Consider the following 14,649-nt stretch of genomic DNA (forward strand, 5'->3'; position numbering starts at 1 on the left):
AAAATGGAGCCGTTAACAATTTTTCTCCTAAATTAACTTTTATTTTTTAAATTGACTCTTCACATATTTAGCATATTTAGGTGTAGATTTAATTAATTCTTCATGCGTACCAGCGCCGTCTACAGTACCATGATCAATAAAGTATATTCTGTCCGCATCAACAATTGTACTTAGTCGATGGGCTATAACTAAGGTGGTTCTATTTTTCATTAATTCATTTAACGCCTTTTGTACCATTGCTTCAGATTCTGAATCCAAACTAGCTGTTGCTTCATCAAGCATTAGAATCTTAGGATCGCGTAAGAATGCTCTTGCAATTGCAATTCTTTGTCTTTGACCACCCGATAGTTTTATTCCACGTTCCCCAATTTGCGTGTTCAGTCCATCTTCCATTTCTTTAACAAAACCATCTGCATATGCTAACTTCAATACATGCCATAATTTATCTTCAGTAACTTCTTTTTGGAGTCCATAAACTAAATTTTCTTTAATAGTTCCTGGCATGACGGCTGAGTTTTGGCCTACTAAACCAATTTGCTTACGCCAATGAGCTAAATCAATTTGATCAATATTTTCATTACCAATTTTTATTTCACCAGATGTAGGCTGGTAAAAACGCTCAATTAAAGCAAAAATGGTTGATTTACCTCCGCCAGATGGTCCTGCAAAAGCGACTACAGAATTGGGTTTAGCCTCTAAATTGATATCATGGAGAATCTGTTTACCATTTTCATAAGAAAAGTTCACTTTTTCAAATTTTAACTCTTTGTTTGCAATATCAAATTGCTTCTTCTCAGTAAGAAATTCTTCATTTTCGCTAAGAATTTGCTGCAGACGTTCAGTTGACCCACTAGTTTTTGATAATTCGTTAAAAAATTGACTAATAATTATTACGGGACTCATAATTTGGAAAAGATACATTAAGAATGAAACCAGAGCTCCCATAGTCATTGACCCATTCATCACCCGTATTGCACCATAACCAAGAATTCCCAAAAATAGAATCATCATCAACATATTAGTAATCGGTTGAGTAAGCGAATTAATAAATGCTTCTTTTACTCCTACCGCGTATAACTTATGAATACGATGGTGGCCATTGTTAATTTCATAGTTTTCACTATTCGATGATTTAACTAGTCTTATTTCACTTAAGACCGTTGTTGATTCACTGGAAAAATTAGCTAATTCATCTTGACGTTGACGTCCAATCTTGCGAGATTGTTTTAAAATTGGAAGCATTGCAAATACCAAAAGTGGAACTCCCACAAACATTAAAATAGTCATTTGCCAATCCATGGCAATCATAATTACAAGTGCACCAAAGAATTGAAATAAAGAAGTCAAAGCATTGGGCAAAGTTGAAGCTAATAGCTGTTTTACCTGTGAAGTATCATTTACTAATCGCGAAGTTGTATCACCAGTTTTATTATTATCAAAATATTTAACTGGTAAGGCAAGTAATTTTCTCCAAACTAACTTGCGCAAATTAGACACCACATTTTCACCAAAAACTCCTAAAATATAGCCAGAGATAGCACTAATAATTAGCCCGCCAATGAAGACAATTAGAGCGAGAATAATTAACTGTGGATTAAGTGACTTAAAATTATTAATTAAACGCTGAGCTAATTGAGGAACAAAAAGATTGGCAGCTGTTCCCACAAGTCCTAATAAAATACCGATTATTAATCGTGAATAATGTGGATGCAATTTATTAATTAAACTAAAAAATTCTTTAAAACTTAATTTTTGTCGTTCTGCGCTTAAATTCTCTTCTTTAAGCGCACTCTTATGTGAAGTGTTCATTTCTTTTCCTCATCAAATTGTTAGATATCTAATTTTTATATATTTAAACATGTAGATGTCTAACTGTCAATTATCTAACTTATTTCGATTAAAAGTATAAAGATGCCCGCAATTAGCATCTTTATTCAAAATTTATCTTCTCCATGTCTTTAATAATATGTTTCATGGCTTTATTTATCATATCAAGGTCATGCTCATCAATATTATGTAAGAGTTGTTCGTTCACCTTAGTAAAAAATAGATTAATTTGTTCAACACTCTCTTTGCCCTTTTGAGTTAAATAGATACGTTTGATGCGTGCTGACTCTTTATCTTTTTTCCGCTCAACATAGCCATCTCGTTCAAGATTTTTAACCATATTAGTGATAGATGCATTTCTTACACAAAATTTTTGTCCCAATTCTCTTTGAATTAAACCGGGATGACGCTCTATATAGGCTAGCGACCGAGCTTGCTGCGTGGTCAAGTTCATCTGTGCAGCATAAGAATTAAAAATTCGCTGCGTATTTTTCATATATATTCTAAAGAGTTGATTAGCTTCTTCAAATTTTTCTTTTTTATTCACCATTATAATCATCCTTTACATTTTTATTATAACAGTTAGATATCTAATTAACATTATTTAATAAAAAAATCTTCCCTCAGGAAGATTTTTAATGCTACTCTTTTGAAGTGTCCGGATCAAGTCCTAACTCACTTTCAAGACTTTCATCTTCATTTAAATCAACTAGTTCACCGGAAACTTTGTAAACTACCCATTGGGCTAAGTTAACTACGTGATCACCAATACGCTCTAAAAGGCGAATTACCATAAAGTAACTTGCCGCTGCCGTAGCTGCGGTATTATCTGTTTTTACACCCTCAACAATTGATTTTCTAGCTTGCACATAAAGTTGGTCAATCTCATCATCTTCTTTTGCCACTGCACGGGCTAAGGTTTCATCACTTTGAACAAAAGCTTTTAAAACTTGGTCCAACATAAAAGTTACTTTTTTAGACATTTGGGTAATAATTTCTTCTGTTTCTTCAATTCTTTTATTACCCTTAACCCTAATTGTTTCAGCTGCAATTGACATTGCATTTTCACCAATTCGTTCCAAATCAGTAGTAGCCTTTAAAATAGAAATTACATTTCTAAAATCACTTGCAACTGGTTGCTGTAAAGCAATTAACTTCAACGTTCTTTTTTCTACTTTTAAAGCATCCGCCGAAATATCTTTATCATCTTTAATTAACTTTTGCGCTGCCTTTTTATCATGGTCAATAAATGCTTGCGTAGAGCCATCAATTTCTTCACTTACATCAATTACCATGTTCATAAATCTTGTATTTAACTTCTTTAATTCATCTAAAAAAACTTCATGCATCTTTCTTACTCCTAACCAAAACGACCATTAAGGTAATCACTTGTAATTTGATTTTTGGGATTCAAGAACATCTCTTCAGTTGGACCATACTCGATAAGATCGCCATTCATTAAAAAGGCAGTCTTATCTGAAATACGACTAGCTTGTTGTAAATTATGCGTAACCATAATAAAAGTAAATTCATGCTTTAAGTTTGCTAAAGTTTCCTCAACTTCTGAACTTGAGATGGGATCCAGTGCACTTGTTGGTTCATCAAGCAATACCACCTTTGGATGAACTGCTAAAGCTCTAGCAATACAGATTCTTTGTTGTTGTCCACCAGAAAATGCTTGCGCATTTCGATTAAGATCATCTTTAACTTCATTCCAAATGGCAGCTTGTTTCAAACTTTCTTCTACTCGTTGATCAATTAAAGCTTTATCTCTAATTCCCTCAAGCCGTAAGCCATACGCAATATTTTTATAGACAGAAAATGGAAATGGTGCAGGTTGTTGAAAAACCATTCCTACTTCTTTTCTTAACCAAACCAGATCTGTTTTGGGACTATAAATATTTTTTCCTTCAAAACGAATATCACCGGTAATTTTAATATTCGGAATGTCATCATTCATACGATTCAGACAGCGTAAAAAGGTTGATTTTCCACATCCAGATGGGCCGAGCAAAGCAGTTAACTCATTTTCTTTAAAATCTAAGCTAATACCATGAAGTGCTTCATGACTACCATAGCTTAAATGGACATCTTTTGTGGTAATAATTGCACCTGCATTATCTACCATACTATTCTCCTTATCCAAAACTACCTCTAATGTAATCTTCTGTTAATTTTCCTTGTGGATTAGTAAAGATATTAGCTGTTGTATCATACTCAACTACATGTCCTAAATGGAAAAACGCAGTATAATCACTAATTCTTGAAGCCTGCTGCATATTATGTGTAACCATAATCATTGAATAATCAGATCTTAATTGCTTCAAAGTATCTTCAAGTTTTGAAGTCGAAACCGGGTCAAGTGCACTTGCGGGTTCATCAAGTAAAAGTACTTCAGGCTTTAAAGCTAAAGCTCTAGCAATACATAACCGCTGCTGCTGACCACCAGACAAAGCTAAAGCACTTTTATCTAAATTATCCTTAACTTCATCCCATAAAGCTGCTGCTCTTAAACTCTCTTCTACAATTTGATCAATTTTTTTCTTGTCTCTTTCCCCATCTGCAGTCAAAGCATAGGTAATATTCTCACGGATAGATTTTGGAAATGGATTAGGCTTTTGAAATACCATCCCAATATTTTTACGTAATTCATAAACATTAATATTAGATTTGTTAATATCTAAACCATGATAGATAATTTTTCCATCTACTCTAGCAACTTTATCATTCATCCGATTAAGACAGCGTAAAAATGTCGACTTACCAGAACCAGATCCACCAATTAAGGCAGTAATTGTTCTTTTCTTAAACTGTAAGCTTGCATCAAATAACTTTTGTGTAGTTCCACCATAAAATACACTTAAATCTTGCGCTGATAAAATACAATCTTTTTTGTCAAAATCAATAATATGTGGCTTTTCATTGGTAAAACTAGAAGTTTTATTTTCCATTAAACTACCTCTAACTCTTTGCTGCAGTCATTTTGCTATATAAATGATTGCCTAGTATGCGTGCACCCAAATTAAATAAAATTACTACAATAATCAATAAGGCACCGGTTGCTGCTGAAACCATATTGGCATCCGGGATGATTCCTTCAGTATTAACACGCCAAATATGAACAGCTAATGTTTCTGCTGGGCGCATGATATTCAAAAAACTTGTGGGACTAAATGGATTCCAATTAGTAAAGCTAATAATTGAACCACTTTGACCTGCAGTATAAATAAGAGCTGCTGCTTCCCCAAAAATACGACCAGCACTCAAAATGACACCAGTTAAAATTCCTGGAAGAGCTGCTGGCAATACGATTCCCTTGATAGTTTTCCAGTTAGATAAGCCCAAAGCAAGGCCCGCATCTCGCTGTGATTGGGGAACTCCTTCTAAAGCTTGCTGAATATTACTTGTCAAAGTTGGCAGATTAAAAAAGGTTAATGCTAAAGCTCCAGCTAAAATTGAAAAACCAAAGTGAAATTCAACAACAAATAATAAATATCCGAAAAGACCGACCACGATCGAAGGAAGTGAACTTAAAATTTCAATAGTAGTTTTAATTAAAGCAGTAAACCAATTATCACTAGCATATTCAGATAAATAAATTGCCGCACCAATGGCTACAGGAATTGAAATTACTAAAGTTAATATAAGTAGATAAAGCGAATTCCATAATTGATCGCGAACTCCTCCACCAGCTTGAAAAGAAGAAGCTTCAGATGTCAAAAAGTGCCATGATAAGTGAGGAACTCCAGATACTAAAATATTACCCAAAATTCCGACCAAAATAATTACTACAACTCCAACTAAAGTATAGATAACTGCAGTAGCAATCTTATTGGTTATCTTTGCATTCATTATTTTTCTCCCTTTCGACCAATTAAGCGAACTAAAAAGTTAAAGAATAAGGCCATTATCAATAGTAATAATGCTAGTGACCAAAGAGCATTATTCGGTAAAGTTCCCATAACTGTATTACCCATTTGACTAGTTAACTGGCTAGTTAAAGTAGCAGATGGACTAATTAAATTAGTTGGCATTAATACCGCATTACCAATTACCATTTGTACTGCTAAAGCTTCACCAAAGGCTCTTGCCATTCCAAAAATAACTGCAGTTAAAATTCTAGGAGTTGCTACACGTAAAACTACACGATGAATTGTTTGCCAGTGTGTAGCACCTAATGCTAATGACGCTTTGCGATAATGTTTAGGGACAGCTTTCAAAGCATCTACTGTTAAAGAAGTAATTGTTGGTAAAACCATTACAAATAACACTAGTGTAGCTGCTAAAATCCCAAAACCTGTACCTCCGAAAATATTTCTAATAAAAGGTACAACTATTGTTAAACCCAAGAAACCATAAACTACTGAGGGAATTCCAACTAGAAGTTCTACTACGAATTGCAAATATTTACTTCCACGCTTAGAGGCATATTCAGTCATAAATAAAGCAATTGCAATCGCAAATGGAGTTGCTACAATCGCTGAAAAAAGTGTTACTGCAAAAGAAGTTACAATCATTGGAGCTGCTCCAACAAAATTCTTTCCTGCCCCTGGATTCCAATCAGATGATGTTAAAAACTTCCATAAATTAACATGATTTTGAGTAAAGGTTGCTAATCCATGAACAGCAACAAACCCGATAATTGAAACAACTAAAATAATAATTAGAATGATTGCCGCATAGGTCAATCCCTTACCCCAATATTCTTGTCGTGTTTCTTTAGAAGGTCTAGTTAGTTTATCAACATTAGCCTTATCCGGTCCAATTTTATTTAATTTTACGTGTTTGATTGTTTGATCTTCTAAGGCTTGATTAACAACATCTTTTAGATCTTCTTTGTTTTTATGTTTTATATTCATTAGCTCTCCAGCCTTTAATTACTTATAACCTGATTATTACTGTCACGAGTAACTTTCATTTCATCGATACTAATGTAACCTAATTGTGGAATTAAGCCATTTTGTACTTTCTTCGAAAGCAAATAATTAAGAAATTCCTTAGTCATTTTATTAGTTTTACCTTTTGTATATGCATGTTCGTATGACCATAATTTCCACTTATTAGTTGTAATATTCTCATTTGTGGGCTTAACGCCATTTAAACTTAATTTTTGAATATGAGAATCTTTAGCATAAGGAGCAGAAATGTAAGAAATAGTTCCTGGAGTTGAACTAACAATTTTTCTCACAGTCCCATTCGAGTCTTGTTCTTGCGCTTTCATTGGTTCACGATTACCTAAAATTAATCTTTCAAAAGTAGAACGTGTTCCACTTCCTTTAGAGCGGTTGATAACAGTAATAGGAATATTTTTTCCACCTACTTGTTTCCAATTCGTAATTTTACCCATAAAAATTTGTGCTAATTGCTCGGTGGATAAATTCTTTACACCAGTCCCTTTATCCACAATCGGAATGATTCCAACAACGGCAATTTTATAATCTGTTAACTTAGAAGCATCGATTCCCTTTTGATTTTCTGCAAATACATCTGACGTACCAATTTCAACTGCACCAGCTTGTATTTGACTTAATCCTGTACCAGATCCACCACCTTGAACAATAATATTGCTATTAGGATGATCTTTATGGAAATCATGACCTGCTTGCTCAGCTAAAACTTGCATAGCAGAGGATCCCATTACAGTTACCTTGTTTGCCTTAGAATTTGAACAAGCAGTAGTAAGACCAATAAGTAATAAAGCAATTAATGCTAAAGATAATTTTTTATAATTTAGTCTGTGCATTCAGCTACTCCATATAAAATTTTATATAAACAATTAATATTTTACCATATAGCTACTAAAGGCAAACTTATGCAAAAAAATAAAGATCGAAAAAATTCGATCTCTATCTTTTCTTATTCAATAACTTCTTTTTTCTTGATAAATAAACAAGCTATGACTGCTATTAGAGCACTAAATACTAAACTTAAAAATGCCATCGTGTATGAACCACTATATTGAACTACTAATCCAATTAATAAAGGGCCAATAAAACCTCCCAATTGTCCACCAAAATTAACAATTCCAACTGCTGAACCATACTGCTTTTCTAAGATTATCTGAGAAATAAAACTAAAGATTCCCGTAAATGCCAATGACTTAAAGAAATAAACTAGCATTTCAAAGGTAACAATTGCACCAAGTGAAGCAGATTTATATAATCCAAACATAAAAATTAAAGTTAGAACTGACGAAACAGTTATCATTCAACGTTCATGATTTCTAAAAATATGCACCATAACAAATCCAGCAATAAAAGCTGCTACGCCACCAGCTAAGGTAGGTAATGGGACAAGCCAAGTTAAACTTTTTAAATTAATTTTTCTTGCTTGTAAGAAATAAACTGGCATCCAGGTCTCTAAACCTTTTGTAATTATATTCAAAGCTAAGCCTATAATTATAAATGCCCAGAGGCGCTTATCCATATTTTTCCAATCAATCTTTTGACGTGCAAACTTTTCTTTTCTCTCACTATTTATCGGACGCTCAAGCAGATAATAAACAATTAAAATAATTAAACCTGCGATTCCCAACCATACAAAAGAGAAACGCCAACTGCTTGCAGCAATAATTGGAACAATTATTAGTGGTGCAAGGACAGCTCCTAAATAATTAGAAGAAATTAACGCTGAAGTTGCTTGTGCTTTTTCTTTTTCTCCATAATCTTCAGATATATTTTTTAAAGCTGCAGAGGGATAAGGCCCCTCAGTAATCCCAAAGATAAAACGAATAACAATCAATGAACTTAATGACCAAGCCCATCCAGTAATCACAGTCATAATTGACCAAAGTAATAAAGATAGAATAATCATTACCTTACTACCGAAGCGATCAGCCAAGTAACCCCCAGGAATTTGCATTAGTGTATAACCTAAAAAGAATGCACTGGCTGTAGTTCCCAAGGCGGCAGCTCCAACATGAAAATCTTTTCCTATATAGGCAAGTGAAATATTTAATACTGTTCGGTCTGCGAACAATAACATATAACCTAAATACAATAGTAAAAACGAACATAGTCGTTTTAAATTTTTAGCTTTCATCCTTAACTTTTAATTTCTCCATTAATCTAATCTTTTTTGTAGCTTAAAACGTTGAATTTTTCCACTAGCATTCTTTGGTAATTCTTCCACATAAACAAATTCTCGTGGCACCTTATAATGTGCTAAATGTGCATAACCATAGGCAATTAAATCCTCTGAATTTTGTGGTTTTCCTACAACAAATGCTACTGGTACCTGCCCCCATTCAGGATCATCTTTTCCAACAACAGCTATGTCATTAATTTCTGAATCTTGGGAATAGACTTCTTCAACTTCTTGTGGAAAAATATTTTCTCCTCCAGAAATTAACATATCATCCAATCTTCCATCAATATACAAAAAGCCCTCTTGATCTAAATGACCAACATCTCCCGTTTTATACCATCCATCAACTTCTTTAGCAGGAAGTTTTTTTGGAAGGTTAAGATAGCCAGGAGTTAAAGCAGGAGTTTTAATTAAAACCTCGTTTTTTGAACTTAGTTTTAATTGTGTAGAAAATAATGGTTGACCTACTGAACCAAGCTTTCGTAAAGCATCACCTGCACTAAGAGCAACAATTTGAGAACAAGTCTCTGTCATCCCATAGCATTGAACAACTGGAATTTTTAACTGTTCGCATTGTTGCAAAGTAACCAAATCAATCGTGCCACCGCCCAACAACATACAGCGAAATAAATTTTGATAATGCTTATGAGAGGTCTGCTGTTGAAGTAGTAATTTTTTTAACATGTAAGGAACGACCGACATAATTGTTATTGGTTCTTGAACTAAAATATTTTCAATTTTTTCTGACTCAAACTTATCTACTAAACGTACTGTCATTCCATAAATTAAGCCACGCATAACAATCGAAAAACCACTAATATGAAAAATTGGTGCTACACAGAGCCATTCATCGGTATTTTTTAAACCTAAATTCAGCGCAGAAGAAATTGCTGAATAAAAATGATTAGCAAAAGTCTGTAACACTCCCTTTGGATCACCAGTTGTACCAGAAGTATACATAATACTAGCTACTTTATCGAAATCAAATGTATCTACTAAATTCACTGGTTTTGCTTCAAGAGCAAAAAAATCCTTAAACTCCATAAATACTTTATTAGTAGCCATCATTGTACGATTTAAATTTCTATCAACTAAACATAATCGCAATTTAGCATCTTTTATTTGTCGTCTCAATTCTTCATCAGATAAACGCCAATTTAGCCAAACAATACTACGCCCCGTTGATATAACTGCTAGAGCTAAACAATAACTTTCAATATCATTTTTCGCTAATAAACCCACTGCGTTACCAGGAGTTAATAAATTTAACTTACCAGCAACTAATTCGACCCTTTCTTTTAATTCACCAAAAGTAAGTTTTTGCTTTCCATCATCAATTGCTAAATGATTAGGCTGCGTAGCAGCTTGTTTTAATAACCAATTTTGTGTTTCCATAAGGGCCTTCTTTATGGAAATTTAGGAAATTGATCAAAATTAGGATCTCGTTTTTCATTAAATGCATCTCGGCCTTCTTTACCTTCATCAGTAGTGTAAAAGAGCATCGTTGCATCCCCACCTAACTGCTGTAAACCAGCTAAACCATCTGTTGCAGCATTCATGGCAGCCTTGATAAAACGTAATGCTGTTGGTGATCGTTTCAAAATTTCTTCACACCAAGCTATAGTCTCTTCTTCTACTTTATCTAAAGGTACTACTTTGTTAATCCAATTCATTTGATAAGCTTCTTCGGCAGTATAAAAATGATTTAAGAACCAGACCTCTTTAGCTCTTTTTTCACCAATAGTTCTTGCTAGTAATCCAGATCCATAGCCTGCATCAAAACTACCTACCTTAGGACCAGTTTGCCCAAACTTTGCATTGTCAGCAGCAATTGTTAAATCACATACTAATTGTAAAATATTACCACCGCCAACTGACCAGCCTTTTACCATTGCAATCACTGGCTTAGGAATAATTCTAATTAAGTGTTGTAAGTCTAAGACATTTAAACGAGCAATTTTATCTGGGCCTACATAACCACCATTACCACGTACACCTTGGTCACCACCAGATGAAAATGCCTTATCACCCGCTCCAGTTAAAATAATTACTCCAATTGTGCTATCATCTCTACAGATAGTAAATGCATCAATCATTTCTTGCACAGTGACTGGTGTAAAAGCGTTCATTTTTTCTGGACGATTCATGGTGATCTTAGCAATTTTGCCTGAACGTTCAAAAATAACTTCTGAATAATCCTTTACTGTCTCCCAATTTACTTTTGTCATATCTTCATTCTCCTTTTAATAAACGAGGTTTCATAAATGAATTTATTAGAAAATCTAGAAATTCAGATTCAATCTATCACAGCTAACCAAGCAATCATCACGATTGAAGTAAGCGATAAATTAAAACAGCCTTATGGCATTGTTCACGGCGGAATTAATGCTGTATTAGCTGAAACAGCCGCTTCTCTTGGTGCAAATGAATGGCTAAAAGCTCAAGGTCAAACTCAAATCGCTATTGGTGTCAATCTTACCACACAGCACCTACGACGGGTAGTAAAAGGACGAATTAAAACTATTGCTACACCCCTTAAAACTGGTCGTACTATGCAAACATGGGAAGTTAAAGAATTTAATGAAAATGATTTGATTAGTGCAAGCACAGTCACCTTAATGAATAAAAGGCAGCCTAAATAAAAAAGAGATTTTAGATATTGAATCTAAAACCTCTTTTTTATTAATTATTTTCTTTTGTTAGCATTTCATAAACATATGAAATTTCGTCAGGGCGATATACTCCGTGTAATTCTCCCACTCTGCTAAAGCCCATCTTGTCAATCAAGTGTTGCATTGCCTTATTATCTTCGTGGGTATCAATTCTAATTGAATCTACATCTGGGCGATTATTACGAATATAGTTAATTACGCCTTCTAATAACTGTGTTGCATATCCATGACCAGCATGTTGTGAATGAATCGCCACACGGTGAATTACTAAATATTTATCTGTATCAATTAACCAATCACCATGTAAATTATCATATACATGATCAGGTCCAGGAACGATTGCAATAGCTCCAACAGTTTGATCATCATCTGACTGAGCTAAATATGCCCAACCATTTTCTATATCCTCTTTAATTTGATCAGGGGATGGATAATCTCCTTGCCACTGCTCAACTCCGCGCTCAGCGAGTTGATTGGCTCCATCTTTTAGTATCATCATAATTTGATCAAAATCTGAACTAGTTGCTTGTCTAAGCTTCATACTTTTCATCCCTTTCAATTCTTTACAAAAGACTATTATACGAAAAAGCAAATTTTATGTAAAAGTAATTCACTTATAAAAATAACCCATGGGAAGCCATGGATTATCTTTATAAAACTTTTGATAAAAAATCTTGAGCACGCTTACTTTGAGGATGATCAAAAATTTCTTCAGGTTTTCCTTTTTCAAGTACATACCCATCTGCCATAAACCAAATTTGATCAGATACTTCTCTGGCAAATCCCATTTCATGAGTAACAATTACCATTGTCATTCCTGAATCAGCCAAATCATGCATTGTCTTTAAAACCTCACCAACCATTTCTGGATCTAAGGCACTAGTAGGTTCATCAAAAAGCATCACTTCAGGATCCATCGCTAAAGCTCGAGCAATGGCTACACGCTGCTGTTGTCCCCCTGAAAGACTGGTTGGATATTGCTTAGCAATTTGTTCTAAGCCTACCTTTTTTAAGAGCTTAATAGCTGTCTTAGTTGCTTCTTCATCACTCACACCTTTAACTTTCATTGGTGCTAGCTTAATATTTTCCATTACACTCATATTTGGAAAAAGATTAAAATTCTGGAAAACCATGCCCATTTTTTCCCTTAAAGCATCTAGTTCTCTTTCCTTTACATGAGTTAAATCACTACCTTCAAAGATAACTTTTCCAGCAGTTGGTGTTTCTAAGACATTTAAGCAGCGTAAAAAGGTTGACTTCCCTGCGCCTGATGGCCCAATAATTGAAATAACTTGTCCCTTAGTAACATTTTCATTGATATCTTTTAGGATTTCTTTTGAACCATAATTCTTTTTTAAGTGTTTAACTTCAATTAATTTGTTATTAGCCATTTTTCTTCATCCTCTTTTCAAAGTGGTTCAACAATCTAGTCAATGAGAAGGTCAAGATGAAGTAGATTATCATCGCTATAAATAACGGTAAAACTCCTTTATAAGTGGAAGTTTGAACTAATTGAGTTTGATACATTAATTCCCCAACACCTATGACTGATACTAAAGAACTGTCTTTTACTAAGGTAATAAATTCATTACCTAATGCTGGCCAAATATTTTTTATTGCTTGGGGAATAATTACATAACGATAAGCTTCACTTCTACTTAGTCCTAACGATCTAGCAGCTTCATTTTGACCTTTTGGTAGTGAATTAATTCCTGAACGGATATCTTCTGCGACATAAGCTCCTGAATTAAGTCCAATCGCAATGATTCCCGCTAATAGAGCTGACATGTTAGAAATCAAATATCCGATACCAAAGTAAACAAATAATATTTGTACCATTTGTGGGGTGCCACGAATAAATTCAATATAGCAGACCGCAATCCAGTGAATAAGTGGATTCTTTGATAAGCGCATCAAAGCTAACAAGGTTCCTAAAATGATACCAATTAAAACAGAAAAAATTGTAATAACAATGGTATACCAAATACCCTTTAAGAAATAATTCCAATAAGCTAGCATCGTATTATGCTTATTAGCAGTTTTCATTTCCTTAGCAGCGGCTGGTAAATATTTTTTATCAATTAAATTTTCTTTTTTTACGCGCTTGATTGTTTTATTAACCGCATTTACTAAATCAGGTTGACCTTTAGCCATAGCAACGGCGTTGCCAGATTGAGTAGTCTTTAAGTTAGATTTAATCGCAACTAAATTAGGATTATTTTCTTGATAGGCCTTTGCCGTTAATTCTTCTAACACTAAAGCTGTGTCTTTACCTGATTGAAGTGCTAATACTAAGTTATTAACTTTGTTTAACCCCTTAAGTGTAGAATCTGGCATCTGCTTTTTGATTTCATCGTATTGCAAACTTCCAGTTTGAGCCCCTACAGTTTTTCCCTTTAAACTCGCGATTGTAGTATATTTATGGGCATCCTTTTTATTAACTAAGAAATAATCCCCCTTAGCACGATAGTAAATATTAGAAAATGCAACACTTTGTTTACGTTCAGGAGTTGGTGACATCCCTGAAATAACCATATCTACTTTTCCGGTTTCAAGTGCTACTAAAAGTGAATCAAAACTCATATTTTTTACTACAAGTTTGACATGAAGATCTTTTGCAATATCTTTTGCAAGCTCCATATCTATGCCCACATATTGTGTCTTACCATGACCACTCTTAGTAAATTCAAGCGGAGGATAGTCAGCTGATGTTCCAACTATCAATTTGCCACTTTTTTTAATCTTTTTCATTACACTACCAGTTGCCACTTTTTCTGTTTTTATAGCAGCTTGAACTGGCTTAGAATTAAAAAGCCCAAGTACTGGGGTAACTAACAGCAATAAAGCCAAAATAAATTTGGCTATTTTGGAATTTTTCATTAAAATTAAGCTCCTCTATTTTATTTAAATTTGTTAATTGCTGTTGAGTTACGTCGTCGTTTCATATACTTTCGCTCCAAACTTTATTTTTAAATTATTTTTAATATAGTATCATACTTACTTAATACTTAGCTATAGTATTTGTAAACTTTAATTTTTTGCCCTAAATTATTCATAAAATTAA

The 14,649-nt window shown here is 33.8% G+C and carries 14 protein-coding genes and 1 pseudogene; 1 reads left to right on the top strand and 14 read right to left on the bottom strand.

Annotated elements, in window-relative coordinates; genetic code table 11:
• Positions 1–39 precede the first annotated feature (39 nt).
• The 11 genes and pseudogenes from FP432_RS04405 to menB form a co-directional block, all read right to left on the bottom strand.
• Complete coding sequence (locus tag FP432_RS04405) at positions 40–1,809, bottom strand: ABC transporter ATP-binding protein (RefSeq protein ID WP_265488119.1); 1,770 nt, start codon at positions 1,807–1,809, stop codon at positions 40–42.
• A gap of 121 nt (positions 1,810–1,930) precedes the next feature.
• Entirely contained in the window at positions 1,931–2,377 is a 447-nt protein-coding gene (locus FP432_RS04410; RefSeq protein ID WP_265488120.1) for a MarR family winged helix-turn-helix transcriptional regulator, read from the bottom strand.
• A gap of 91 nt (positions 2,378–2,468) precedes the next feature.
• Positions 2,469–3,176 carry a phosphate signaling complex protein PhoU gene (gene phoU, locus FP432_RS04415; protein ID WP_265488121.1) on the bottom strand — a complete coding sequence of 236 codons (708 nt, stop codon included), beginning with the start codon at positions 3,174–3,176 and terminating at the stop codon, positions 2,469–2,471.
• 11 nt (positions 3,177–3,187) lie between these two features.
• On the bottom strand, positions 3,188–3,955 hold the full coding sequence (gene pstB, locus FP432_RS04420; RefSeq protein ID WP_265488122.1) for a phosphate ABC transporter ATP-binding protein PstB: 768 nt from the start codon (positions 3,953–3,955) through the stop codon (positions 3,188–3,190).
• Positions 3,956–3,965: 10 nt separating this feature from the next.
• Positions 3,966–4,778 (bottom strand): phosphate ABC transporter ATP-binding protein PstB, encoded by an 813-nt coding sequence (gene pstB / locus FP432_RS04425; RefSeq protein WP_265488123.1) that lies wholly within the window; start codon positions 4,776–4,778, stop codon positions 3,966–3,968.
• 10 nt (positions 4,779–4,788) lie between these two features.
• Positions 4,789–5,679 (bottom strand): phosphate ABC transporter permease PstA, encoded by an 891-nt coding sequence (gene pstA / locus FP432_RS04430; RefSeq protein WP_265488124.1) that lies wholly within the window; start codon positions 5,677–5,679, stop codon positions 4,789–4,791.
• Positions 5,679–6,686, bottom strand: coding sequence for a phosphate ABC transporter permease subunit PstC (gene pstC / locus FP432_RS04435; RefSeq protein ID WP_265488126.1), 1,008 nt, complete (start codon positions 6,684–6,686; stop codon positions 5,679–5,681). The genes pstA and pstC overlap by 1 nt, the downstream gene beginning before the upstream one ends.
• A gap of 14 nt (positions 6,687–6,700) precedes the next feature.
• The gene (locus FP432_RS04440; RefSeq protein WP_265488127.1) at positions 6,701–7,570 is read right to left on the bottom strand and encodes a phosphate ABC transporter substrate-binding protein; all 870 of its coding nucleotides are present in this window, start codon (positions 7,568–7,570) and stop codon (positions 6,701–6,703) included.
• Between the two features lie 113 nt (positions 7,571–7,683).
• Positions 7,684–8,868: pseudogene (locus FP432_RS04445) on the bottom strand (MFS transporter).
• 21 nt (positions 8,869–8,889) lie between these two features.
• Positions 8,890–10,308 carry an o-succinylbenzoate--CoA ligase gene (locus FP432_RS04450; RefSeq protein ID WP_265488128.1) on the bottom strand — a complete coding sequence of 473 codons (1,419 nt, stop codon included), beginning with the start codon at positions 10,306–10,308 and terminating at the stop codon, positions 8,890–8,892.
• An 11-nt stretch (positions 10,309–10,319) separates the two neighbouring features.
• Positions 10,320–11,141: a 1,4-dihydroxy-2-naphthoyl-CoA synthase gene (gene menB, locus FP432_RS04455; RefSeq protein ID WP_265488129.1), complete on the bottom strand. Its 822-nt coding sequence runs from the start codon at positions 11,139–11,141 to the stop codon at positions 10,320–10,322.
• 36 nt (positions 11,142–11,177) lie between these two features.
• Here menB and FP432_RS04460 point away from each other — a divergent pair, with 36 nt between their 5' ends.
• Positions 11,178–11,555, top strand: a complete 378-nt coding sequence (locus tag FP432_RS04460; RefSeq protein ID WP_265488130.1) for a PaaI family thioesterase — start codon at positions 11,178–11,180, stop codon at positions 11,553–11,555.
• 40 nt (positions 11,556–11,595) lie between these two features.
• Here FP432_RS04460 and FP432_RS04465 read toward each other — a convergent pair whose 3' ends face one another.
• The 3 genes from FP432_RS04465 to FP432_RS04475 form a co-directional block, all read right to left on the bottom strand.
• Positions 11,596–12,126 carry a GNAT family N-acetyltransferase gene (locus tag FP432_RS04465; protein ID WP_265488131.1) on the bottom strand — a complete coding sequence of 177 codons (531 nt, stop codon included), beginning with the start codon at positions 12,124–12,126 and terminating at the stop codon, positions 11,596–11,598.
• A 109-nt stretch (positions 12,127–12,235) separates the two neighbouring features.
• Complete coding sequence (locus tag FP432_RS04470) at positions 12,236–12,976, bottom strand: amino acid ABC transporter ATP-binding protein (RefSeq protein WP_265488132.1); 741 nt, start codon at positions 12,974–12,976, stop codon at positions 12,236–12,238.
• Entirely contained in the window at positions 12,969–14,465 is a 1,497-nt protein-coding gene (locus tag FP432_RS04475; protein ID WP_265488133.1) for an ABC transporter substrate-binding protein/permease, read from the bottom strand. The genes FP432_RS04470 and FP432_RS04475 overlap by 8 nt, the downstream gene beginning before the upstream one ends.
• Positions 14,466–14,649 lie beyond the last annotated feature (184 nt).

The organism is Lactobacillus sp. PV034, assembly GCF_014522305.1.
Taxonomy (GTDB): domain Bacteria; phylum Bacillota; class Bacilli; order Lactobacillales; family Lactobacillaceae; genus Lactobacillus.